Here is a 24,056-nt window from a genome sequence, read left to right on the forward strand (position 1 = left end):
AAATATGCGCCTCCCTTCTTCTTATAGTGGACCGGAAATACCTTGTCTGCGGATCATGATAAAGTGTCCTACCAATAGAGCAAGAAGGACAGCCGGAAGGAAGAATACGTGAATAGCGAAGAAACGCGTTAACGTTTCGGCACCTACGATCGTACCGCCTTGCAGCAGTTCTTTAATGATAGGTCCAAGCCAAGGTACGGAGTTCGCAATCTCCAATGTAACTTTTGTAGCGAAGTAAGCTTTGTTATCCCATGGCAGCAGGTAACCTGTTAAACCAAGACCGAGCATAACAAAGAAAATGAGCATACCAACAACCCAGTTCATTTCACGCGGCGCTTTGTACGAGCCGGTGAAGAACACGCGCATCGTATGCAAGAACATCATCACGATTACCAAGCTTGCGCCCCAGTGATGCATGCCGCGGACAATCTGTCCGAAGGCAACCTGTGTTTGCAGGTACTCAACACTGTTGTAAGCGTTTATGATATCCGGTACATAATACATCGTCAGGAACATCCCCGACAGAATCTGGATGACTGTGATAAAAAACGTCAAGCCGCCGAAACAGTACACAAACGCGGAGAAATGATGCGCCGGGTTTACGTGTTCCGGTACCTCGTGATCTGCAACGTCTCTCCAAATCGGCGTGATATCGAGACGTTCATCAATCCAGTTGTAGACATTCTTCAACATCTGAATCTACGCCTCCTATTTAACTACGGTATTTGGCACGATGGCGCCGAGGTAAATCCAGCCGTTCTCGATTTTCGTCTCGTACTGGTCAAGCGGCTTCGGCGCAACTGCCAGGTTCTTCCCATCCGGTGTATAACGCGCACCGTGGCAAGGGCAGTGGTATTCATCAGGGAAATTTTTGTTGTTATTCCATCCAACAAGGCATCCCAAATGTTTACAGATCGGTGAAAGCGCTACTATTTCACCCTGATCGTTCTTACGAATCCACGCCGTCAAAGTAGCTGTACTGTTGTACCAGCCGTCCTGCTGTTTGAGCTCGAAATGGAATTCCTGTGGATCGTTGGTAATTTTGCTCTCTTCCGCGACCTTTACAAAAGACCCTTCTTCTTTATTTTGAAGAATCGGATCAACGGCAAAGCGAAGCATTGGCAAAACTACTCCAGCAGCCATATAAGCTGTGGCACCGCCCAACGTGTATGTAAGAAATTGTCTGCGGGACATCTCTTTCTGTCGGGGTGGATTGTGCGATTCTTCATGCTCGTCATTGTGGTTGCTGCTCATTCTGTGTTCAACCCCCTTTGTCAACCGTTCTTAAGTGTCATCAATGATTAAAATCACACGACTTACTAGGACATACTAATAATATCTTAGGCACCCAAGACCGTCAAGAATTTGAACCCCAAATTTGGGTTCGCTTCCAATAGCCCTTTCATAAATTGTTGGTTTTTTGTCACATTTGAACTCAGCTTTCCTGCTGCCACATTTCACTGATTTGACCGGAAACGATAGCTGACAGGGGGATACCCTCATGGCCTTCCAACCTGCGCCGGGACAGTACAAGCGTGCTTTCAGGCACATCCTCTTTAGAGAGCTCAACATCCGCGGTCATGATAACAACAAATGTAAACCCGATGGATTTGACATTGTGACAAACCTCATTTAGAAGCTTTATATCTTCAGTATTTCCATATTGTACAGCAGGATATGTAACCAATCTTCCCTTAAACGGAATTTCTGCCAAATCCATAAAATCCCGCAGCCGTTCAAGCGCAGCTGTAGCCTCCCATGGCGTTTCCAACCCCGATAATCCGGTAAACGGAATCAGGCAGGTATCAAAAAAAGGTTTAAGTTCCGGCCAAGTCTGCTCGTCTACTTCACTAAATTTCATGCAAGGTACATCCTTTCTGCTCACTCATCATCATTTTGTTATCATTATACGAGTGGAAGAGCGGATAAAGCAAAAAAAAGAAGAAATGCGATAAAGCATTTCTTCAATTCAAAGTCCTCAGTTCATCCGTCAGGTTTCGGAAAGCCACTTCGTCGCCGGAAGCCAGCGCTTCGTCAATTTCTTTATACAGCTCTTCACTCCGATGCTTGCGCAATGCTTCGTCCCACACCATTTCGGCCGCCAGACCTAACATAACCTCGTAAGTAACCTTCATCTTATCCATTAGGATGCACCTCCAAACTAAATTTGCGTATACCTTATATTCTTTCCCTTTAAATGCTTTACTTCCAAAAATTTTTACGGCTGCTGCAAATGTAACCAAACAACCATGCTAGAGAATCAAATCGTTTGAATCGCTGATATGTATGCCGGCTTCCGCGGCCTTTAAGCCAAGAGCGGTCATTTTGTACGAAATTCCCATACTCTGACTCTCTCCTATTCTGAGCATCCCCAAATGCATCAGCATGCGGATAATCCGCTGCTCCAAAATGTTTTGCGGACTGTCATAATAGAAAGGACGGATTAGCCAGCCCAGCGATTCGTAAAGAGAGGCTGCGGTGACCCAATCTCTTGCGCATTGACTGATCCAGTATACAAGAGATGTGATATTGGGAATTGCGCCTTTATAAAGTCTTAACCAAAAGCGGAATATCTGTATCACGCTAACTTGATTTCCTTCCTCCATAAGCGCAGCTCCGCTTTCGGTCAGGATCAACCGGGCATTGTTTTCCCTGATCCATTTTTTAGCGTAAGCATAATCGTACAGCAGCGCAAACCGATCGGGATATTCAATGCAGGAGCGGCCATACCCGAACCGCCATGCTCCCTTGGTAATGAGCGGTTCCGTAATATGCAGCGTACTCATGAGCTGTTGCTGATTTCGCCTATACATAAATCCTTCCTGATTCAACTCGATATCATGTCTGCCGACATATTTAAGAATCAGCATGAGATCTTCTGCGGCTAGTCCCTGCTCATCCCGGTACACTTCCGGGTCATCACTCAATCGCTGCAGATTTTGATGAAGCCGTTCACGCAGCACGTCACGAAACCGCTCCTTCAAATCCGAAGGCACTTGAAACAAATACTTGGTGGAATGGGTAAAGCCGTTAAACAACCAGCCGCTTCGGCGATAACGTGCGACCGCCTCACGCGGACTTTCCGGTTTGGCAGCGGCAGCTTTCTTGTTTGAAGAAGCTTGATCATCTTTCTCCTCCACTTCCGCCGCATGACGGATCGCAGCCGTCAATTCTTCCAGGCTGTAGCCTGTTCGAGTGTCAAATGCCAGGTTGTTCAGAAAACGCAAATCGCTTGGGGACAAGCTGCTGACCTGCTCCTCGAAAAACTCTCTGCGTCCGAGCTTGGACAGGATGCTCTGGATCAGTTCATGCTTTGAATTCCGCTTAGCATCACAATCATAGTGATTCGCTATATTGCTAAGCTGTCCAATATCGGCATATGTGAGCATATCCGCTAGATTCATCTTCCATCGCCTCGCCGTTTTACAACCATTATGGGAAGGTTTTGGACATTTGATACCTGATACACTTCGGTTTAACGAAATATTTTTTTATTTATTTGTATATAGAAATGACTATGCTCTCTTATTTAATGATAGAATACTTACTGATTATTGCAGAGAATTCGCTTATGATGTATTACATTTGAATAAAATGATAAACCGATTATATGAAGGTAATTATTCAATCACTACAGGAGGAGCAAAATCATGAGAACTCCAGAACATGAGATATAACTAGGTGCAAATCGAATCCGGGGGCCTCCCTTAAGAGCTTTTCAAAAAATGAAAGAACCTTTCATTATCAAAAGCTTGGAGGTTATGAGAAATGATAAAAGATGCAGAATTTATGGCCTTTATTCAAGATGCGGATCAACATTTTTCAGGATGGGACTTTTCGCGCATTACAGCTTCAGGACGCATGCAGTCCCATGCTCTACCCTGGTCTTTAGGCAGCATGGTGATTCCGTTCATGCGAGACGCCACAACTATGCTGGACATGGGGACAGGCGGAGGAGAGTTCTTATCCTCCCTCCATCCACTTCCGAAAACGGTCTATGCAACCGAAGGGTATAAGCCAAACGTACCGATTGCACAGCAAAGACTTGAGCCGCTTGGCGCAAAGGTCGTCTATTTTGAAGAGGATGCATCGCTGCCTTTGAAGGATCATTTTTTTGATCTGATCATCAATCAGCATGAGTCTTATTCCGTAGCGGAAATCCAAAGAATTCTAAACGATCATGGCGTGTTCGTAACCCAGCAAGCCGGGGGAACCGACTGTTATGGAATCAACGAACGGTTTGGCGTTCCGTTAAATGAAGAGTTCGCTCATTGGGATCTGGAAACCGCTGTCCAAGAACTGCAGGATCACCGCTTCAACGTCACCTTCAGCCGGGAGGACTTTTCACCGCAGCGGTTTTATGACATCGGTGCGCTGGTCTATTACCTAAAAGCGATCCCCTGGCAGATTCCGGATTTTACGGTTGAACGCTACGTCGAACCCTTATATCAGATTCATCAGGTTATCCGGACTAAGGGCTACTTCGAGGTGCAGCAGCATCGGTTTATTTTAATAGCAGAAGCGTAAAACTCATCTTAGAAACAAATAAGAGCCTTCCCGCGGGAAGGCTCTTACTTCTATTCATGAAGCTCCATGTTACGACTGTTTTGTCAACAGATGTTTGGTACAGTTAAACAGCAGGGGCGACCAGTCATCGTCTTTTCTCTCCAGGACCGTAAGCGACAGATTGCCGATCCGCTCGCTCAGAACGCCGCGGCACACCAGCCTGTATAGCTGCGCTAAAAATCCACCGTGGCTGACAACCAAAATATTGGCATCCGGGTGTTTATGCCACATATCATCCAGAAAGACAAGCCCTCTGGATTGGAGCTCCAGATCCGTCTCCTGTCCCAAATCCAACAGATGCCAATCAGCACCGAACCGGGATTCACGCTCCTCCGCTGTCAAACCTTCCACCTGACCGTACTTGCGCTCGCGCAAACGGTTATCCGGTGGCATTAATGGAATGTTCAGCATGGACGAGATGATCTTAGCTGTTTCCTCAGCACGGGAGAGTCCGCTGCTAACCGCAAAGTCCCATCGGTAAGGCTCCTGCAGAAGTCTATCCCCAAGCAAACGCGCTTGACGACGACCTTCCTCATTCAGTGGAATGTCCGTTTGGCCTTGGATTTTGCCTAACGCATTCCAATCCGTTAATCCATGACGAACCAAGCCGATTTGCATGCCGCATCTCCTCCATCCTAACCATTTTTCATCTTCTGACCCGATTTAATCTCTTCAGGAAAAACATGGCGAATCCAATGCCCAACAGGGATAGTATCATCCAATATTCTGGCTGGGTCGGGCTCATATCAACCACAAAAGGATCAATAATGCCGCTGTTCGTTTTCGGAATGTTGTAATCGTCCTGAGAGTTCAGGGTTTGGGCCGTGTCAGCCACCCCCGTAGGGATGATCCCTGTCGTTACCTCTTCCGGAATCGGCTCCGGCTGGTTGCCGGTCGCTGCAAAATAAACGAAGCTGCAAACAAATAGAGCCAAAAAACCGGCAATCATGAAAGTCAGCCGCTTGCGGAACACTCGGCTTACCGCCCGGCTCTTAGATGTTTCCTCCACCAGCCATGGGAAATCGCGATAGATGCGGTCCATCACGTTGCGGTTGATCTGTTCAGCGTCCATGTCGGGGATCTCATGTTCCAGAACATGAACCATGTTCTGGCTTTCCACCCACATTTCGTACTCCGCTGCACACGAGCTGCAGGTTTGAACATGTGCGATCAGCCGTTGTCGCTGCAGATCATTGTCCGGCAAATCCCAGACCGTTTCCATCAGCTCTTGGGCTTCATCGCAAGTCATCTATTCTTCATCCCTCTCAGATCCTCAAAAACCGGCTCATAAAAATAGGGTTCGAGCTGAATTTTGACACTGCCGCGAGCTCTGAACAACAATGACTTAACCGAACTGACGCTTTGACCTAAAATATCTGCGATTTCCTGATAATCCAGTTGATCATACTCCCGAAGAATCAGCGCCGATCTCTGTTTCTCCGGTAAATTATTAATTGCTTCCCTTACCATATGTACTCGTTCACTGCGTAGTATCGCCTGCTCAGGAGCAACCTCCAGTGGAGCCACAGGCACGACCCCGCTCTCCTCCAGCGGCAATGTGCCGCTCCGATGCTTGCGCAGTTCGCTGAGCACGGTGTTGCGGGCAATGGTATAGAGCCAAGTCGAGAAGGATGCATCCACTTCCCGGAATGAGTGCAAACTCCGGAACGCCTTATAAAATGTTTCCGAACATAAATCTTCAGCCATAAGCTCCATGTGCGAACTTTTTAACATATGATAGACAAACGCTAATATTTTTCTCTGATAACGCCGCATTAATTCGGAATAAAGTTCGGTATTGCCTTGCTTAATTTCTTGGATTAGTTGGGAATCCGTCATATGATTTTTCGTTCCTCCTTCACCATCCGGTGCCTCTTCCCTGTCCTTTACATCTCCGCGGATGCAATGATCATGGATTTGTGCAAAAGTACCGTCAAACCATATATAGTTACGCCTCAAGATGTCTGACTATTCTATGTATTTGGCAATTTCCCCAAATCTTCTACACTAGCACTCTAGCATTATAGCACATATTGGAGAAAAGTTCAGGTTTGTGGCAGCAGGTTTGCCACGGATAGGAAAAAAGACAAAAAAAATCCGCCTTCAACATTGAAGGCGGTTGCACACAGTGCAATATTTTGGATAGGAGTGGAGAGAAACCATACTGTACTTTTATTATATGTATACGTTTTCATTTTGTCAACACTGAAAACGCATTTATTTCCGGTTGTTTAAAAACAACCGGAAAATTACTGGTACACCGAGTGTCCTTGCGACAACAATAGCTCTTTAGCCCGCTCCTGCTCGATTTCATTGCGGAAGGAAAGGCGCATCACGCCCGGCACATCTTCCCGACTCTCGATAATCTGCATGTTGCTAAGGTTGATGCTATTCGTCCCCAAATCCGTCGCTATGCGGCCGATGATACCCGGATGGTCAGGCACGTCCAGATACAGATCGTATTGGGATACAATCATCCCCTTCCGTCGCTCTGGGAGCACGCTGCGGAATTCCCCCGCTCTGCGGAAGGCCTCTTCAATAGCCGCCCCGTCCTTCGACTCCAGCATATCCATGAAACGCTGGATGCCTTCGTTCCAGTCTCGTAACAGCGGCAGCATGACATTTCGATTATTTAATAGAATGTCCCGCCAAACGACCGGGTCGCTGGAAGCAATACGGGTAATATCCCGAAAACCTCCTGCAGCCAGCGTACGGTACAATGGATTATCGTCATTGTAGGAGCTGATCTGGTTCACCAAAGCCACGGCGATCACATGAGGCAGATGACTGATGGCTCCAACAATTTCATCGTGCAGTCTTGGATCAACCTTGACAATATGTGCACGCGTATACGACAGAAGCTCTACAAGTACGTCCAGCTTCTCCTGTGGGACTTCATCCGGTGGAGTAAGCACATAATATGCATTCTCGAATAATACGGTGGAAGCAGCGCCTACGCCGGATCTTTCCGAGCCGGCCATCGGATGACCTCCGATAAAATAGGCATCCTTAAGCGCAAGCCGGGATGCGCATTCGGCAATACTCGCTTTGGTACTGCCTACATCCGTAATAATGCACCCGGGTTTAAGCTGCATTTCACTCAGACGTTTTATGTACATCTCCAGACTTCCTACCGGAACACACAAAAATATGATGTCCGCGTCCTGGGCAGCTTCTTCTACCGAAAGCGTAACTTTATCGACAACACCCTTGGCGATAACCTGGTCCGCATATTCTTGCGTGTGGGCATAACCGGTAACGGTTATGCCTGGTTTTCCTTTGAAATTTAAAGCTAACGAACCGCCGATCAAGCCGACGCCGAATATAGAAATTTGCATGGTCATGTTCTCTCTCACTCGTTTCAAGCTGCGATTATTGTTATGTCATTAGATTAGGCTGGTGCATTCACTTCTTGCAGCACTTGTTCCAATGCGCCGATGAAAGCCTTGTTCTGTTCTTCAGAGCCAACGGTTACGCGAATGTAGTTCGGGTATACTTCAAATCCAGGACGTACGATAATGCCTTTGCTTAGCAGGGACTTGAACACTTCGGTGCCCGGCTTTTTCACATCCACCATGATGAAGTTCCCGTTCGCAGGAAAATAGGATAACCCAAGACGATCAAACTCCCGCTGGACATAAGTGATTCCCTCGGCATTCAATTGACGGCATTTAGCTACGAACTCCTGATCTTTCAGAGCTGCCTTCGCCGCTACCTGGGCCAGACGTCCTGTATTAAACGGCTCACGCACTCGGTTAATTAAGGAGATAACCTCAGGCTGCCCGATGCCGTAGCCGATGCGAAGTGCAGCCAGGCCGTATATTTTGGAGAAGGTACGCAGGATGACCAGATTCGGATAACGCTCCATTAATTGGATGCTGGCCGGATACGAAGCGTCCGTAACATATTCATAATAAGCTTCATCGAGAACAACCATCACGTGAGCAGGAACTTCATCCAGGAAAGATACCAGCTCGCTTTCAGAAACGATGGTTCCGGTCGGATTATTCGGATTGCACACCCAAATGATTTTGGTTTTGTCCGTAACGGCTTTTGCCATGCCCGGCAGATCATGCTTCCCGTTAACCAGAGGTACCTCAATGCTTGTTGCACCTTCAATATCCGCATTCGTTTTATAAACCGAGAAGGTCTGATCGGCCATAATGGTTTCGTCTCCCGGCTCCAGGAACGCCCGAATAATGAGAGCGATGATTTCATCGGATCCGCATCCAAAAATAATCTGATTGCGTTCAATACCAAGCTGGTCAGCAAGCTCCGCCGTTAAATCGGCTGCACTACCATCCGGATACAGGCTGAGCGCTCCCAGTTCAGCGGTAATCGCTTCGGTTGCGCTCGGCGAGCAGCCATACGGATTCTCGTTGGAGGCCAGTTTAATGACAACATCCAGGCCTAATTCTTTTTTGACTTCTTCGATTGGCTTCCCGGGTTGATATACAGGAAGATTAACAATTTGCGCTTTCGGTTTCATTTGTTATTCGCCTCACCTTTCATAACTGCTTAACACAACACTATCCTTTTAATTGTGCCACAAACTCTCTGATTTGCAAAAGTCCCTGACGTCTTGTCACTTCCTTCTCAAGCAGAGGAATGGTTGATTCGATCTGACGCACAATAGCACTGCCAACAACGACGCCGTCGCAGATTTTCGAGAATCTGGCAACTTGTTCGCCCGACGAAATACCAAAGCCAATCGCGATTGGCACGTTACTGTACTGCTTCACCGTTTCAAGGAATGTTTCCACTCCCGTATAAAAATCGGTGCGCTCGCCTGTCACACCAAGCGAGGATACGCAATATACAAAGCCGGTCGCTTCCGAAGCGATGCTCGCAATCCGTTCATGGGAAGTAGGTGCCACCAGCGGAATTAGGTGAACGTCCGCGGCATGAGCCCGTTTCCGAACCTCTTCGGATTCTTCCACCGGCAGATCCGGAATGATCAGTCCGCTGATATCATGCCTTACCACTTCTTCGAAGAAGACATCCAGTCCGGTCTGCAGAACCGGATTGTAATAGGTGAACAGAATGAACGGCAGCTTGCTGCCCCGTTCTCTCGCCAAGCGTGCGGTCTCCATGCAAGTGCGAATGGTCACCTTGCTCTTCAGGGCGCGCTCGGAAGCACGCTGAATGACCGGGCCATCGGCGAGTGGGTCAGAATAAGGAACGCCGAGTTCGATCATATCGGCCCCTGCAATTTCAAGCTCATCAATAATATCCAGCGTCGACTTTACGTCCGGATCCCCAACGGTCAAATAAGGAATCAGGGCCGTCTTGTTTTGCTGTTTCAACGACGCAAAGGTCTGGTCGATTCGGTTCATTCGGTTTTCCCTCCCGTGTAAGCCATGATGGACTCCACGTCCTTGTCACCGCGACCGGACAAATTAATGACGACGATATCGTCTTCGGTCCACGCGGACGCCATTTTTACTGCTTGCGCTACGGCATGCGCGGATTCCAGCGCGGGTATAATGCCTTCCGTGCGGCAAAGCAGCTGCAAGGCATCCAATGCCTCTTGGTCGGTTATAGGCACATACTGCACACGCTCAATATCTTTTAAGTAGGAATGCTCAGGCCCAACGCCGGGATAATCAAGGCCGGCAGAAATGGAATGCGCCTCCTGAACCTGTCCATACTCATCCTGAAGCAAATAACTCATCGATCCCTGGAATACGCCCTGGGTCCCCTTGGACATGGTAGCCGCATGAAAATCGGTATCTACCCCTTTGCCGGCCGCTTCGACACCGATCAAACCGACTTCCTTATCTTCCAGAAACGGGTAGAACATGCCGATCGCATTGCTTCCTCCCCCGATTGGTGCAAGAATCACGTTTGGAAGTCTTCCTTCCGTTTCCAGAATCTGTTTGCGGGTCTCGTCACCGATGATCCGCTGAAAGTTCCGCACCATCATCGGATACGGATGCGGACCTACTGCGGATCCAAGCACGTAGAAGGTATCCTCTACGTTGCTGACCCAGTAGCGAAGCGCCTCGTTGCCGGCATCTTTAAGCGTTCGGCTTCCCGACGTCACCGGAATCACTTCGGCACCGAGCATTTTCATGCGGAATACATTCAACTGCTGCCGTTTGGTGTCCTCTTCGCCCATGAACACCTTGCATTCGAGACCGTGCAGAGCGGCTACGGTTGCAGTGGCAACGCCATGCTGCCCGGCACCCGTTTCGGCAATGACCTTGCCTTTGCCCATGCGCTTGGCTAACACGCCTTGAGCAATGGCGTTGTTGATTTTGTGTGCGCCTGTATGGTTCAAATCCTCACGCTTCAGATAAATTTTCGCCTTGCCGAGGTGATTGCTGAGTCGTTCGGCATAATATAACGGCGTTTCCCGTCCGGAATACTGTTTAAGCAAATAAGCAATCTCCTCTTTGAAGGCAGGATCCTCCGAAAAGCGGTTATACTCTTGTTCAAGCTCTATTAAAGCGTTCATGAGTGTTTCCGGTACGAACCGGCCACCAAACACTCCGAAACGTCCATTACGGTCAGGAAGTTGTGTCATTTCCCCTTCACCCTTTCTACGAATGCAATCACTTTGTTTATATCCTTTACGCCAGGTTCGCTCTCAACGCCGCTGGATACATCCACGCCGTACGGAGCGTACTGACCTATTAAATGCGATACATTATCCGAATCCAATCCGCCGGCTACAAACAAGGGGATCCCTTGCTTTTTCGCCCACTTCTGGTAAGGCGGAATGAGCTCCCAGGCAAATGTCTTGCCAGACCCTCCGCCATACACCGGATCGTACGTGTCGATCAGCAATCCGTCGATGGCGCCCGCATACGCATCCAATGCTGACAGACGTTCCGCTTCCGGACGGTCACTCTCGATCGATACCGCCTTAAAAACGGAAACCGGGAAGCGCTCCTTCACTTCCCGGCAAAATTGCGGCGATTCCTGACCATGCAGCTGCACGACGTCGAGCGCTGCTTCTCGTAGAAGCTCTTCCAGCTCATTCACATCAGGGTTAACCAAGACGCCGACAGCGGCGGGAATCTTGTCATGATCCCATTCCCGCAATACTTGCATCAGCTGCGAAGCCTGCTGCGGCGTTACCTTACGCCGACTCTTGGCCAATACGAATCCGATATAATCCACAGGTAAGTTTATCATAGATTTTAGCACTTCAACGCTTTGAAGTCCACATATTTTTAGCGTCGTACTCATCATCCAATATCCCCTTTATTCGATGTCTGCAGCGATCGGCAAGGGTCCCATCAGATCGTTTACCGCGCGGAACACGTCCTGCTGGCGCATGAAATGCTCCCCTACCAGAACACCATGTGCCCCAACATAATGCAAGTAGGAAATATCGGCGGGGCCTGATATTCCGCTCTCGCTGATCAACGTAACTCCCTCCGGGACTTGTGCCGCGATATCGGCCGTTGTCTGCAGCGAGGTTTCAAATGTCCGCAGATTGCGGTTGTTAATCCCGATAAGCTGCGCCGTTCCCAGCCCAAGAACCGATTCAAGCTCTTGCCCATCATGGACCTCAATCAGGCAATCCATGCCAATGGAACCAGCGATGTCTATAAAATTCGCGATCCGCTGCGGATCCAGTATGCTCGCTATCAAGAGAATCGCGTCCGCACCTAACAGGCGCGCTTCGTAAATCTGAGTCTCGTCAATAATAAAATCCTTGCGCAGCAAAGGAATGTTGACGGCTGCCCTTACCGCCTTCAAATACTCTCCGCTACCCTGAAAATAGTCCTTGTCGGTCAGTACGGATAGGCAATCGGCATCGGCTGCCTCATAAGCTTTGGCGATCATAACCGGGTCAAAGTCCGGACGAATTAACCCTTTGGACGGCGAAGCCTTCTTCACCTCGGCGATTAACCCCATGCTGCGTTTACGCCCCGTGGACAACGCCTTCTCAAAACCGAGAGTCGTCGGTAAATCCGCTATTTGCCTCTCCGCCTCCGAGATGCTGAATGTATCTCGCAGCTGAGCAACCTCTCTGCGCTTCGTTTCTACTATTCGATCAAGATACATAACTCATTTCCCCCGTTCTTGAGATCAACTGCTCCAGCTTGGACTGAGCCAGCCCTGAATCGATGGCTCCCGCTGCGCGCTGCACACCTTCGGCCAAACTATCCGCAAGCCCGGACACATAGATGCAGGCACCAGCATTGGCAAGCACGATATCCCGATAAGCACTGCGCTCACCACGCAGCACCGATCCGATGATGGCCGCGTTCTCTTTTGCATCGCCACCCAGAATATCGCTCATCGGATGAACCGCCAGCCCCAGATCATGCGGATGAATATCATACGTTCGGACTTCTCCACCGCGGAGCTCGGATACTCGAGTAGGCGCAGAGATGCTGATTTCATCCAAACCGTCATGGCTGGTTACCACCATGGCCCGCTTCAAGCCAAGCTCTTTGAGCACCTGCGCGATGGTTTCCGTTTTGTTCATATCGTAGATCCCGAGCATCTGCCGATCTGCCCCCGCCGGGTTTGTCAAAGGCCCCAGCATGTTAAATACGGTTCGAACCCCGAGCTCTTTGCGAGGAGCAGCCGCATATTTCATCGATGGATGATAGATTTGGGCAAATAGGAAACAGATGCCGATATCGTTCAGACAGGCTGTCGCTTGCTCTGCCGTCAAGTGAATATTGACGCCCAGAGCCTCCAGCACATCGGCACTGCCCGCCCGTCCCGATGCCGAGCGGTTGCCGTGTTTGGCCACTCTGACCGAAACCGAGGAGGAGATAATGGCGGATACGGTAGAAATGTTAAATTTATGAATGCCGGATCCACCGGTGCCGCATGTATCCAGCAGCTGGTTTCGCTCGGTAACGACGCGCCCGCCCGCACCACGCATCGCCTCGGCAAAGCCGGTGATCTCTTCGACCGTCTCCCCCTTCATTCTCAAGGCCGTAAGCAGCGCCCCGATTTGAGAATGGGTTGCCTGGCCTTCCATAATGGACTGCATGACCCCGCGCGCTTCCTCCCGGCTCAGATCTTGACCTTGAATCAGCTTCGTAAGACTGGATTGCATCGTTTCCATGACGTTCATTACGTTCTCCTCCTTCGGTTTAAGGTGTGTATTGGTACAGGTAATCCTGATTAATTAAATCGTTAGCGTTCGTGCTGGACGGGAACATCGCTTCCGCGACGCGGATTGCCTTCAGCATCCCTCTGGCTTTGTTGACGGTTTCTTCATATTCCTTCTCCGGTACCGAGTCCCACACGATGCCTGCCCCCGCCTGGACGTAAGCTTTGCCATGACGAAAAATGATCGTACGGATCGTAATGCAGGAATCCATGTTGCCGCCAAAGCCCAGATAACCGATGGCCCCCGCATACGCGCCTCTGGCCTCCCGCTCCAACTCGGCAATGATCTCCATTGCCCTTAGTTTCGGAGCACCGGATACCGTTCCTGCCGGCAAGCAGGACAGAAAAGCATCGAAGAAATCCTTATCCTTGCTCAGCTGACCGGAAACGCTGGATACCATATGCATCACGTGGGAGTATTTTTCAATCTCCATGAACGTGTCGCACTTCACCGTGCCGAACTCTGACACACGGCCTAGGTCATTGCGGCCCAGATCCACCAGCATCAAATGCTCGGCGCGTTCCTTCTCGTCCTGCAGCAGATCATCAGCCAGCGCCTGGTCTTCGGCCTCATCACGGCCCCTAGGTCTGGTGCCTGCAATCGGTCTTGTTTCCAATCTTCGTCCATCTACCTTCACCAGAGCTTCCGGCGAGGTTCCTACGATAATGTCGTCGTCCATTTTGAGATAATACATATACGGCGAAGGATTCAGCGTTCTCAGCACCCGGTAGACGTGAAGCGGCGATACTTCGGTCTCAATATGAAAGCGCTGGGACAATACCACCTGAAAAATGTCACCTGCGCGAATGTATTCCTTCGCTTGATCCACGTTGGAAAGGTACTTCTCTTTTGTCATATTGGATTTAATGTCACCCATATCAACATCAGCCGGAATGCCTCTGGAGTTCACGTTCTCCCGCGGTCCCTGTTCTTGCAGCTGCTCGGCCGCCGCTTCCAGGGCACGGCATACCTCCATGTAGGTCTGACGGATGGTATCGTCCGAATCTCCAGGTTTCACGTGCACGTTGCCCACCAGCATGATCTGCTGCTTCACATGGTCGAAGACAATGACTTGATCGCAAAACATGAACCGGATATCATCCATTCCGAGATCGTCCATCGCATGTGGCGGAAGCTTCTCATAATATTGGAGCAGGTCATATCCGAAAAATCCGATAGCCCCTCCGGTAAAAGGAGGCATCTCCTTCAGCTGCGGGCTGCGGTACGTCCGCAGCAGCGCCTTTAACTCCTCGACAGGTTTTCCTTCCAGCAGGGAACGCTCTCCGTTCCTTTCAATTTCGATCTTGCCTTTTTTGCCCGTGATCATTAAGAAGGGGTCTGTTCCGATAAACGAATACCGCGCCCACTGTACGCCACCCTCAACGCTTTCAAGTAAAAATGCCCGTTTCCGCTCCGCATACCGCTGAAAAATGCGAATCGGGGTTTCCATGTCGGCTAACAGTCTGATCGCTACCGGAATCAGGTTATATTCACCTGCCATAGCCACCACTTGCTCCATTGATGGATTCGCCATGTCAATCCCTCCTTAATTGATGATATACAACAAAAAAACCTCTACCGAAGTAGAGGTTAATGTTCAGAAAAAGTCTATGAAAAAAAGAGCGCGGTCAAGGAATTCAGAGCCCATTCAACGACGAACTACAGCGGCTATTGTTCCAAAGACGGATACAAGAAATAGGCTTGTAACCAGCCGTACGAACATGCTGTACTATTCATCATGAAATCAAGTTCATCCTTAATCCCGATTATGTTATTACCTAAAATGCCTCAGCTCTTCTCAACTCAACTCATCTGTAAAACCTAACTCTACTCAGCTATTCTGATATCACTATACAGGATGATGCCGTGTTACTGCAACCCTAAATTTCTACATCAAGCGTTGGAGCCTGATAAATCCGGACGCAGCCGCTTGGCTTCGTTCAAATACACATGCTTAATCTCGCTCTGGCTTTTATCCGTATTGACCTGCACCATAAACCGGATGCAGCGCGGCAGACTGCCTTGAACCGGTATTTCAACCGAACACATTAAAGGGACGAGATCCCAGCCCTCCAGCTGACGTATCGCTTTCGCCGGAAATGTCGCATCCAGATCCTGTGTCATCGTAATCCATATGTTGCTGATATACTCCGGCTGAAGCTCGTTTCGTCTCACCATCTCTTCAAGCAGCCGCAGCGTTTCCTGTACAATCTCCTGCTCATCGTTGCGGGTGACGGTTGTCGCCCCCCGGATTCCCCGATTCATCATGAACTATCCCTCTCCCTTCAACTGTTCAACCACGGATCGAACAGCTTCTACCGGTACATCCTTAACGATGCTGACGGTGCCGATGGATTCCGGTACGATAAATACCATATTCCCCTCGGCGAACTTTTTATCGTGCTGCATAGCGTCCATAATTCGCTCAACCGAGACGTCACCCGGCAAGGTTACCGGCAGATTGACCGCCTTCAACATGCTCACTGTCTCGTCGTGCAGATCCGATGGTCTGCCGAGCTTTTCGGCAAGGCGGGCCGAACCGGCCATTCCGATTGCAATCGCCTCACCGTGCAAAAAGCGTCCGTAGCCGCCAACGGCTTCAATGGCATGACCGATGGTATGACCCAGATTAAGGATGGCACGCAAACCGCCTTCCCGCTCGTCCTGGGAAACCACGTCCGCTTTGATCGCGCAGCCGCGCTCCAGGCCATATATCAACGTATCGGGATCCAGGCTCAGCAGCTTCTGACCATTCTCCCGGCACCAATAAGCAAAATCACGGTCCATGATCAAACCATGCTTCACCATTTCCGCAAGACCTGAGGATACCTCACGCGGAGGCAGTGACATCAGCGTATTCACATCATAAACGACCATAACGGGTTGATGGAACGCACCGATCATATTTTTGGCTAACGGATGGTTGACCGCCACTTTGCCGCCGACGCTGCTATCATGGGCCAGAATGGTGGTCGGGATCTGAACAAACGTCACGCCGCGCATGTACGTTGCCGCGACGAATCCGGCCAGATCACCTACAACGCCTCCACCCAGCGCGAATACTGCCGAGCTGCGGTCCAGCTTGCCGTTAATAGCTGTAGTCATTACCTCTTCATAGACTTGAAGCGACTTGGAGGATTCACCGGAAGGGACAATATGGGAAATAACCGTGTATCCTTCCGATTTTAACAACTCCTCCACTTGCGACAAATAATGAGGTGCCACTTTATCATCCGTAACGATCAAATGTGGGCTCTTCCTTGTAATCCCATGCTTCGCGATCAGCTCACCGATGGTATCCAAAATCCCAGCTCCGATATAAATCGGATATGAACGCTCTCCCAGTTCCACCTGAAGTGTTCTCATATTAGTAGTTCTCCAGCTGCTTCAGGTAGCTCTGGTAATTCGCATGAATCTCTTCCATCGAATCACCGCCAAACTTCTCAAGAAACGCCTTTGCTACCTCCCAGGTAACAACATGCTCCATGACAACGCTGGCTGCCGGAACCGCACAGGCATCCGAGCGTTCAACCTGAGCCGTGAAAGCTTCCTTCGTATCGATATCCACGCTTTGAAGCGGCTTGTACAGCGTTGGAATCGGCTTCATGACGCCGCGAACGACGATCGGCATGCCATTGGTCATCCCGCCTTCAAATCCGCCCAGGCGATTGGTTGCGCGGTGATATCCGCGCTCTGCACTGTACATAATCTCGTCATGCACCTGGGAACCGGGCAATTGGCCTGCTTCAAATCCGATTCCGACCTCAACACCCTTAAAGGCATTAATCGACATCACGCCCTGTGCGATGCGGCCATCCAGCTTGCGGTCATATTGGACATGGCTGCCCAGTCCGACCGGCACTCCTTCGATGATGCATTCCACGATGCCGCCGATGGAGTCGCCTTCTTTTTTAATCTGGTCTATGTAGGCTTCCATTTTCTTCTCGGTCTCTTCGTCCACCACGCGAACCGAGGAGGCTTCCGTACGCTCGATCAGCTCATCCATCGAAAGATTGTGCGGGGGAGCTTCGATCTCGCCGATCCGGATGACCTGGCCAGCCACTTTAACGCCGAATTGTGCCAGGAATTGTCTCGCGATAGCGCCAACCGCTACACGAACCGTGGTTTCACGGGCACTGGAGCGTTCCAGCACATTACGCAGATCCTTCAGGTTGTACTTCAAACCGCCGTTCAAGTCGGCATGCCCCGGTCTTGGGCGGTGCACCCGTCTTTTCACCTCGTCGCTACCTTCAATCGGCTCCACGTTCATAATGTTCTGCCAATGCTTCCAGTCGTTATTCTGCACGACCAAGGCGATTGGCGCACCGGTTGTATATCCGTGACGCACGCCCCCAAGGATTTGCGCGGTATCCTTCTCGATCTGCATGCGGCGCCCCCGGCCATACCCCTTCTGTCTCCGATGAAGCTGAAAGTTCAATGCTTCGAAATCAAGCTCCAAATTACTTGGAAGTCCTTCGATTATGGTTGTCAACTGAGGACCGTGTGTTTCCCCAGCAGTTAAAAAGCGTAAGCTCATGATGCTTTTCCCCCTTTAAACTTTTAAGCGTTAAACCGCTAAACTCCGTAAATATCTTCTGCTCATTATAGTATAGGTCCAACGCTTTGACAAGAATGTCGCAAGACAAGCAAAAGCGCCTCTCATCCTACGGATTGAAAAGCGCTTTTGCGTGATTGACAGCTGTCTCTATTGAATTTTACGGTAGAAAAAGGTTTCGTTGCTCTCCAGGCCATATTGTCCCGGATTAAAGATTTGTTCCGTGCTGCCCACAAACAAAAATCCGCCTGGCTTCAAGCTTGACGCAAACTTCTGGTACAGCTTATGCTTGGCCCCTTCCGTGAAATAAATCATCACGTTTCGGCAAACAATCAGATCATATCCAGTCTCAAACCGGTCCGTCAGCAGATTCTGCTTATGAAAGGTGACTTCCTTCTTCAAATGCTCACTGAAGCGATACACCGAGCCTTCTTCCTTAAAATAGCGGGCGGCTACATCCGGAGGCACATCCTTTAATGACCTCTCGACATATAGGCCTTCCTTCGCTTTATGTAGTGCCCCATCATCAATATCCGTCGCCGCGATTCGCGCACGGCCCAGCATCTTCTGTTCGGACAGTATCATGGCAAGCGTATATGGCTCCTCACCCGTGGAGCAGGCGGCGCTCCATATTTTCAATACCCCGGGATTCTGCCGGGATATCTCTGGCAATATTTTGTCACGGAGAACTTCCCACCGGTTGGGATTGCGCCAAAACTCCGAGACGTTAATTGTCATCCGGTCCAAAAACTCATGAAATAATGGCTTGTCCTTCATCATGGCGTCATAGAAGGCCGAGAAGGTTTCAAACCCCTTCTTCATACGCAGCGTTGTCAGCCTTCGCTTCATCTGGGCCTCTTTATAATCTGCCAGATTGATCCCCGTGCTTCGTTCGATACTGCGAACAAAGCCGATATAATCCGGATCATCCAGCACAGGTTCATGTTCCGTCATCGTATCATCCTGTTTAATCAGATTATTCCGCGTCCCTAGCTTACAGCCAAGGGGACAGCGTCTTGTTATATTCAACTAATTCCTTCTCTTCAAAAAAATTGGCAATTTCGCGTTGGGCGCTCTCCGGTGAATCCGATCCATGAATCAGATTGTGCGGCGTATGGGCTGAAAAATCCCCCCGGATCGTCCCGGGCAGCGCATCCTTCACATTCGTTTTGCCGATCACCTGGCGGGACAAAGCAATGATGTCGTCCCCTTCCCAAACCATCGCAAACACCGGTCCGGACGTGATAAACCCAACCAGGTTCTCAAAAAAATCTTTGCCTTCATGTTCCGCATAATGGCGCTTGGCCTGCTCGTCTGAAATCTGCAGGAACTTGCCTGCAACCAGCTTGAATCCTTTATCCTCCAAACGGCCGACGATTCGGCCGATCAGCCCACGCTGTACACCATCGGGTTTAATCATTAAAAAAGTACGTTCCATTGGCCTCATCACGCTTCCCCTCATTCTAGGATATTGAACAATCATTCCATGCTCAGGTGATGTTACATGTTTGTACCCGTATTTTAACAGAAAGCAACCTCATGGTTAAGGCTAATATGACCGCTTCGTAATAAAATTTGCGATATCTCTAAGCTGTTTTTTGGTCTTGATGTCAGGCAAAGTATCCAATGCGGCCAATGCTTTACGGATATACCGATCAGCCAACGCCTCAGATCTCGATATACCATCGCTTGAGGTTACAAGTTCCACGGCGTCCGTCACATCACACTGGCCATTCAGTGCATGAATCCGATCCAGCGCTTGCAGCAGCGGCTCCCTCCGTTTGCTATCTTCGAGAGCAAATATAACGGGCAGCGTAATATTCCCCTGCCTCATATCACTCCCCGGCGGCTTGCCAATCTGCTTCTCCGTCCCGCACAGATCCAGAAGATCGTCCTGAATCTGAAAGGCCATGCCGACGTTATATCCGAATCGATACAGTCCGTTTGCGACCTTGCGGTCCGCATCCGCAGCCAGTGCTCCGAGCTGGCAGCTGACGGCGATCAAGAGTGACGTCTTGCGGCGAATGCGAAGAAGGTACCTTCTGACGTCCTGATCGGTATTAAAGAAATCACGAATCTGCTCCATTTCGCCGATGGACATCTCGACCATGGCCTTGGCGAGAATTTGATGAATCTCTGGCTGCTTCAGGTGGGTCGTCAACTCCAGCGCCTTGCCGTAAATATAGTCGCCGGTATACATGGCAATCCGGTTGTCCCATTTCGCCTTTACCGTTGGCTTACCGCGCCGCGTGTCCGCATCATCGATCACGTCATCGTGAACGAGCGATGCGCTGTGAATCATCTCGAGCGGCACGGCCACATGCTTCAGCTTGTCAATGTCATAGTCGCCGAACTTACCGCCCATCAGCACAAAAACAGGACGGAGTCGCTTGCCCCCTGCTCGGAGCAGATGCAAAGAAGTCTCTGTCAGCTCGGGGCTGTCGCCTTCGACACTGAGATAGAGTTCCTTCTCGATAACGTCCATATCTTTTTTTAATGTTCCGAATATGTCAAATCGTTTCATCTTTTCACCCGTATGCTTAGATTCTCTTTCCATAACTCCGGCACTACCTTGCAATCTTAGCAGGCCAAGTTCATCCACGAACTTGAAATATAAGCGTACCCCTTCCTGTTGTCGTTCGCCAAAATCGTAGCACAGGTTCGTCAAGCAGAATTGCAGCAGCCGCTAACTCCCCGATACACTCCGGCCTGCTAGTCACCCCATCTTGTATACAATTGATGTTCAATGCGTAAGCTGTCCAATACCTTGCCGACCAGAAAATTCACGATATCATCAATGGTCTTCGGTCCGTAATAGAACGCAGGCATCGCGGGAATGATTTTCACGCCAAGCTTGGCCAGCGCCAGCATGTTCTCCAGGTGAATCGCATGCAGAGGCGTTTCTCTCGGGACAAGCACCAGAGGACGGCCTTCTTTCAGCATCACATCCGCGGCGCGTCCCATCAGATTGTCGGAAGAGCCGTGTGCCACCGAGGATAATGTCCCCATGGAGCATGGCATAATGATCATGCCCTCCACCAGGAAAGATCCACTGGCTATCGTAGCCCCGATGTCAGAGATCGGATGGTACATCACACTCCCCTCGTATCCGCCGAATTTCTCGGCCAGCACTTCTTCGCGGTTGCCCGCCTGAAAGCCCATTTCCTCCTTCAGGACACGCCAGCCCGCATTGGAAATGATCAAATGCACATCATAGCCCAGCGAGAGCAGGCTCTCGGTGAGGCGAACACCGTATATGCTGCCGCTGGCTCCCGTAATACCGACAACCCAGCTTTTTCTGCGCATGGATTTCATCAGATATACCGCACCACCAAATCAATCAGAGTGAATACAAACAGGATGATGCTCAGTGTGCTGTTCATCGTAAAAAAGGCGGTTTGCAGACGGCTCATATCGTTCGGCGACAAGATGTAATGCTGATAGAACAAAATTCCGCAGGCGATGATCATGCCGATCAGATACCACCAGCCAACCGGTGTGACAAAGAAAAGAACGATAAAACCGATGGCTGTTACTACGTGAAAGCCGCGGGCGAACCACAACGCTTTATGCAAACCGAACCGGGATGGAATCGAGTACAGCCTTTCTTTGGCATCAAACTTCTCATCCTGGCAAGCGTAAACAATATCAAATCCGGCTGTCCAAAACGCAAGCGCGATATAGAACACAATGGCCTTCCAGTCGATTTGACCGGTTACCGCAACCCATCCGCCAAGCGGAGCCAATGCTGTTGTAAGCCCGAGCACCAGATGACAAAGCCAAGTAAACCGTTTGGTATATGAATAAATAATAAGCATAAAAATAGCGATAGGCAGCAAACGGAAAGCAAACGGATCCAGCATGTAAGTGGCCCAGAAAAATACCGCGAAAGACAGAATAATGAATAAGATAACTTCCAGCGGTTTCAGCAGTCCTGCCGGAATGGCCCGATTTGCGGTGCGGGGGTTCTTGGCATCGATATGCTGGTCCGTGAGCCGATTCAATCCGAAGGCAGCGCTGCGTGCACCGAACATGGCAAGAAAGATCCAGCCGATATCTCCCCAGGATGGTAAACGGTCAAACACAACGGCCGATCCTAGAATCGCCCCCATAAAAGCGAAAGGTAGAGCAAACAGTGTATGCTCCACTTTAATCATTTCAAGATAAGTTCCTATTTTCTTAAACATCCAGATTCTCCTTGATCCCAATATGTAAGGCTGCTATGCCACCAGTCAAGGGATAGGCCTGAACCTGTTTAAGTCCGGTCTGACGGAAAGCTTCGGCAAGCTCCTCTCGTCCTGGGAACAAAGCCAGCGATTCCGGCAGCCACTTATACTGCTCGTAACGCTTGGCTACCAGTTTCCCCATCCGAGGCAGCACTTGTTGAAAGTAGAAATAATAAATGCCTTTGAACGGCTGCCAAGTCGGCTTGGACAGTTCCAAACATACAACCATCCCGCCAGGCTTAACCACGCGTTTCATCTCATGCAGAACCTGCATGTAATCCGGCACATTGCGAAGACCGAAACCGATCGTCGCGTAATCGAACTGATTGTCTTCGAACGGCAGGCTCATGGCATTCCCCTGAACCAGATCTATCTGTTGGTCCAGCCCCTGTTTGGCAACCTTCCCCCGGCCGACATTCAGCATCCCCTCACTGAAATCGAGTCCAACTATGTGTCCGGATTCACTTGCCTGTGCCATACTGATCGTCCAGTCGCAAGTACCGCAGCACAGATCGATGGCCGTATCGCCGCGACGCATGTTCATCTTCTTCATCGTAAACTTGCGCCAGGCTTTATGTCTTCGAAAGCTGAGAATGTCATTCATAATATCATATTTTCCCGAAATGCTTTCAAAGACGGAATGTACGTATTGCTCTTTCGGATTTTTGCCGTCATGCTTGCTCATGTCTAACTTGGTTGTTTGATTATCCACAGCATCCCCCTACCCTTCACTTACGACGGACCGGTACGTGCTTAGCCGTTTCAGGAACGGGTCCAGCATACAAGCGTACGGGCTTTCTCCTACACGGCTTGCCAGCAGCAGCTGTACGGCATGAACGGACTCGCGCAGCTTGTCCAGCAGCTTCTCCGAAACCTTGTGCTTCAGGATCAGCTTCCTCCAGTCCTTCATATCCGTCTTCTTGCCAACCAGCATTTTCCGTTCCTCGTCGCTCCCCGACTCGATCAGATGCCAGTACACGTAACCGCATCTGCCCATTTCAGGCGTAGCACAGCGTTCCATCTCCTGAACAAGCGTCTCACATTCCGTAATTTCCTTGAGCAGCTTCTCCCATGTTTCTTGTACGGACTTCTCAAGCAGCGGAGTAAAAGAAAGAAACAGCTGCATATTCAGCTGTACCGTTAGCCGTAGATATTCTTCAGAAGGCAGCAGCGTTTGTTTCATTCTGCCGTATAATCTCATCTTCATCACGTTAACTTCGCTAACAGCCTTGCTAAGAAGCGAGATGACAGCAATTTCGCCCTTTAAGGCAAGGAGTTGATAAAAACGGCTGCTGAAATAATCCCCTGCGAGCACTTTTAACTGCCGGGATCGCATCATCGCCTCTCCTTGATTGCCCTCCGTAACGTCGATGCTCTCATGCGTATCGAGTCCCACCTGAACCAGTGAGGTAACCAGTGCGTACAATTCTTCATGTCCGGCAAGATTTCGGCCCGAATCCTTTAAAAATATGTATAGCAAATGAACACGGGCATCCGGAAAATTCGGAAGTTCCGTGTGGTTCTGAATCATATCATAATTTAAATATTTCTCTGCCAGTTCTGGTACGCGATACGGTTTCATTCTCAGCCTCCGTGCACTTGATGTTCTTTTGTCCAA

At 49.8% G+C, this 24,056-nt stretch carries 27 protein-coding genes; 1 reads left to right on the plus strand and 26 read right to left on the minus strand.

From position 1 onward, the window contains the following. Nucleotides 1-21: 21 nt before the first annotated feature. The 5 genes from qcrB to ACETK5_RS16755 form a co-directional block, all read right to left on the minus strand. The gene (gene qcrB, locus ACETK5_RS16735) at nucleotides 22-693 is read right to left on the minus strand and encodes a menaquinol-cytochrome c reductase cytochrome b subunit (RefSeq protein ID WP_006209500.1); all 672 of its coding nucleotides are present in this window, start codon (nucleotides 691-693) and stop codon (nucleotides 22-24) included. A 15-nt stretch (nucleotides 694-708) separates the two neighbouring features. Continuing rightward, nucleotides 709-1,254 (minus strand): ubiquinol-cytochrome c reductase iron-sulfur subunit, encoded by a 546-nt coding sequence (locus ACETK5_RS16740; RefSeq protein ID WP_015734548.1) that lies wholly within the window; start codon nucleotides 1,252-1,254, stop codon nucleotides 709-711. Nucleotides 1,255-1,435: 181 nt separating this feature from the next. Further along, entirely contained in the window at nucleotides 1,436-1,861 is a 426-nt protein-coding gene (locus tag ACETK5_RS16745; RefSeq protein WP_100536332.1) for a DUF2487 family protein, read from the minus strand. A 103-nt stretch (nucleotides 1,862-1,964) separates the two neighbouring features. Next, nucleotides 1,965-2,144 carry an IDEAL domain-containing protein gene (locus tag ACETK5_RS16750; RefSeq protein ID WP_006209497.1) on the minus strand — a complete coding sequence of 60 codons (180 nt, stop codon included), beginning with the start codon at nucleotides 2,142-2,144 and terminating at the stop codon, nucleotides 1,965-1,967. A 108-nt stretch (nucleotides 2,145-2,252) separates the two neighbouring features. Continuing rightward, nucleotides 2,253-3,404 (minus strand): hypothetical protein, encoded by a 1,152-nt coding sequence (locus ACETK5_RS16755; protein WP_100536331.1) that lies wholly within the window; start codon nucleotides 3,402-3,404, stop codon nucleotides 2,253-2,255. A 364-nt stretch (nucleotides 3,405-3,768) separates the two neighbouring features. Between ACETK5_RS16755 and ACETK5_RS16760 the strand changes: the two genes are divergently transcribed. Next, nucleotides 3,769-4,527 carry a methyltransferase domain-containing protein gene (locus tag ACETK5_RS16760; protein ID WP_394056838.1) on the plus strand — a complete coding sequence of 253 codons (759 nt, stop codon included), beginning with the start codon at nucleotides 3,769-3,771 and terminating at the stop codon, nucleotides 4,525-4,527. Nucleotides 4,528-4,596: 69 nt separating this feature from the next. Here the strand turns inward: ACETK5_RS16760 and ACETK5_RS16765 are convergent, their stop codons facing one another. The 21 genes from ACETK5_RS16765 to ACETK5_RS16865 form a co-directional block, all read right to left on the minus strand. Then, the gene (locus ACETK5_RS16765; RefSeq protein WP_100536329.1) at nucleotides 4,597-5,184 is read right to left on the minus strand and encodes a histidine phosphatase family protein; all 588 of its coding nucleotides are present in this window, start codon (nucleotides 5,182-5,184) and stop codon (nucleotides 4,597-4,599) included. Between the two features lie 28 nt (nucleotides 5,185-5,212). Beyond that, the gene (locus ACETK5_RS16770) at nucleotides 5,213-5,815 is read right to left on the minus strand and encodes an anti-sigma factor family protein (protein ID WP_394056840.1); all 603 of its coding nucleotides are present in this window, start codon (nucleotides 5,813-5,815) and stop codon (nucleotides 5,213-5,215) included. Then, nucleotides 5,812-6,405, minus strand: a complete 594-nt coding sequence (locus ACETK5_RS16775) for an RNA polymerase sigma factor (protein WP_015734542.1) — start codon at nucleotides 6,403-6,405, stop codon at nucleotides 5,812-5,814. The genes ACETK5_RS16770 and ACETK5_RS16775 overlap by 4 nt, the downstream gene beginning before the upstream one ends. 410 nt (nucleotides 6,406-6,815) lie before the next feature. After that, nucleotides 6,816-7,904 (minus strand): prephenate dehydrogenase, encoded by a 1,089-nt coding sequence (locus ACETK5_RS16780; RefSeq protein ID WP_326097558.1) that lies wholly within the window; start codon nucleotides 7,902-7,904, stop codon nucleotides 6,816-6,818. Between the two features lie 53 nt (nucleotides 7,905-7,957). Then, the gene (hisC, locus tag ACETK5_RS16785; RefSeq protein ID WP_394056842.1) at nucleotides 7,958-9,055 is read right to left on the minus strand and encodes a histidinol-phosphate transaminase; all 1,098 of its coding nucleotides are present in this window, start codon (nucleotides 9,053-9,055) and stop codon (nucleotides 7,958-7,960) included. A gap of 40 nt (nucleotides 9,056-9,095) precedes the next feature. After that, entirely contained in the window at nucleotides 9,096-9,902 is an 807-nt protein-coding gene (trpA, locus tag ACETK5_RS16790) for a tryptophan synthase subunit alpha (protein ID WP_394056844.1), read from the minus strand. Then, entirely contained in the window at nucleotides 9,899-11,095 is a 1,197-nt protein-coding gene (trpB, locus tag ACETK5_RS16795; RefSeq protein ID WP_394056845.1) for a tryptophan synthase subunit beta, read from the minus strand. Before trpB ends, trpA begins: the two co-directional genes overlap by 4 nt. Next, nucleotides 11,092-11,766 (minus strand): phosphoribosylanthranilate isomerase, encoded by a 675-nt coding sequence (locus ACETK5_RS16800; RefSeq protein WP_100536323.1) that lies wholly within the window; start codon nucleotides 11,764-11,766, stop codon nucleotides 11,092-11,094. Before ACETK5_RS16800 ends, trpB begins: the two co-directional genes overlap by 4 nt. Before the next feature lie 12 nt (nucleotides 11,767-11,778). Then, complete coding sequence (trpC, locus tag ACETK5_RS16805; protein ID WP_394056847.1) at nucleotides 11,779-12,588, minus strand: indole-3-glycerol phosphate synthase TrpC; 810 nt, start codon at nucleotides 12,586-12,588, stop codon at nucleotides 11,779-11,781. Continuing rightward, on the minus strand, nucleotides 12,578-13,618 hold the full coding sequence (gene trpD / locus ACETK5_RS16810) for an anthranilate phosphoribosyltransferase (RefSeq protein ID WP_394056849.1): 1,041 nt from the start codon (nucleotides 13,616-13,618) through the stop codon (nucleotides 12,578-12,580). The genes trpC and trpD overlap by 11 nt, the downstream gene beginning before the upstream one ends. 19 nt (nucleotides 13,619-13,637) lie before the next feature. Next, on the minus strand, nucleotides 13,638-15,191 hold the full coding sequence (gene trpE / locus ACETK5_RS16815; RefSeq protein ID WP_326117881.1) for an anthranilate synthase component I: 1,554 nt from the start codon (nucleotides 15,189-15,191) through the stop codon (nucleotides 13,638-13,640). Between the two features lie 359 nt (nucleotides 15,192-15,550). Beyond that, nucleotides 15,551-15,925 (minus strand): chorismate mutase, encoded by a 375-nt coding sequence (gene aroH / locus ACETK5_RS16820; RefSeq protein WP_009595253.1) that lies wholly within the window; start codon nucleotides 15,923-15,925, stop codon nucleotides 15,551-15,553. A gap of 3 nt (nucleotides 15,926-15,928) precedes the next feature. Next, nucleotides 15,929-17,023, minus strand: coding sequence for a 3-dehydroquinate synthase (aroB, locus tag ACETK5_RS16825; protein ID WP_100536319.1), 1,095 nt, complete (start codon nucleotides 17,021-17,023; stop codon nucleotides 15,929-15,931). Between the two features lies 1 nt (nucleotide 17,024). Continuing rightward, complete coding sequence (aroC, locus tag ACETK5_RS16830) at nucleotides 17,025-18,194, minus strand: chorismate synthase (protein WP_100536318.1); 1,170 nt, start codon at nucleotides 18,192-18,194, stop codon at nucleotides 17,025-17,027. Nucleotides 18,195-18,362: 168 nt separating this feature from the next. Next, nucleotides 18,363-19,166, minus strand: a complete 804-nt coding sequence (locus tag ACETK5_RS16835) for a CheR family methyltransferase (RefSeq protein WP_100536317.1) — start codon at nucleotides 19,164-19,166, stop codon at nucleotides 18,363-18,365. Nucleotides 19,167-19,206: 40 nt separating this feature from the next. Continuing rightward, a complete protein-coding gene (ndk, locus tag ACETK5_RS16840; protein WP_098743022.1) occupies nucleotides 19,207-19,650 on the minus strand; it encodes a nucleoside-diphosphate kinase in 444 nt (147 codons plus the stop codon). Between the two features lie 111 nt (nucleotides 19,651-19,761). Further along, nucleotides 19,762-20,736: a polyprenyl synthetase family protein gene (locus ACETK5_RS16845; protein ID WP_326097475.1), complete on the minus strand. Its 975-nt coding sequence runs from the start codon at nucleotides 20,734-20,736 to the stop codon at nucleotides 19,762-19,764. 188 nt (nucleotides 20,737-20,924) lie between these two features. After that, nucleotides 20,925-21,527 (minus strand): UbiX family flavin prenyltransferase, encoded by a 603-nt coding sequence (locus tag ACETK5_RS16850; protein WP_326097476.1) that lies wholly within the window; start codon nucleotides 21,525-21,527, stop codon nucleotides 20,925-20,927. Then, nucleotides 21,527-22,399 carry a UbiA-like polyprenyltransferase gene (locus ACETK5_RS16855; protein ID WP_100536315.1) on the minus strand — a complete coding sequence of 291 codons (873 nt, stop codon included), beginning with the start codon at nucleotides 22,397-22,399 and terminating at the stop codon, nucleotides 21,527-21,529. The genes ACETK5_RS16850 and ACETK5_RS16855 overlap by 1 nt, the downstream gene beginning before the upstream one ends. Further along, a complete protein-coding gene (locus ACETK5_RS16860) occupies nucleotides 22,392-23,123 on the minus strand; it encodes a demethylmenaquinone methyltransferase (protein ID WP_165789699.1) in 732 nt (243 codons plus the stop codon). The genes ACETK5_RS16855 and ACETK5_RS16860 overlap by 8 nt, the downstream gene beginning before the upstream one ends. 36 nt (nucleotides 23,124-23,159) lie before the next feature. Further along, nucleotides 23,160-24,020 (minus strand): heptaprenyl diphosphate synthase component 1, encoded by an 861-nt coding sequence (locus ACETK5_RS16865; protein ID WP_394056854.1) that lies wholly within the window; start codon nucleotides 24,018-24,020, stop codon nucleotides 23,160-23,162. Nucleotides 24,021-24,056 lie beyond the last annotated feature (36 nt).

This window comes from Paenibacillus ilasis (genome assembly GCF_043195395.1).
GTDB classification, from domain to species: domain Bacteria; phylum Bacillota; class Bacilli; order Paenibacillales; family Paenibacillaceae; genus Paenibacillus_AQ; species Paenibacillus_AQ lautus.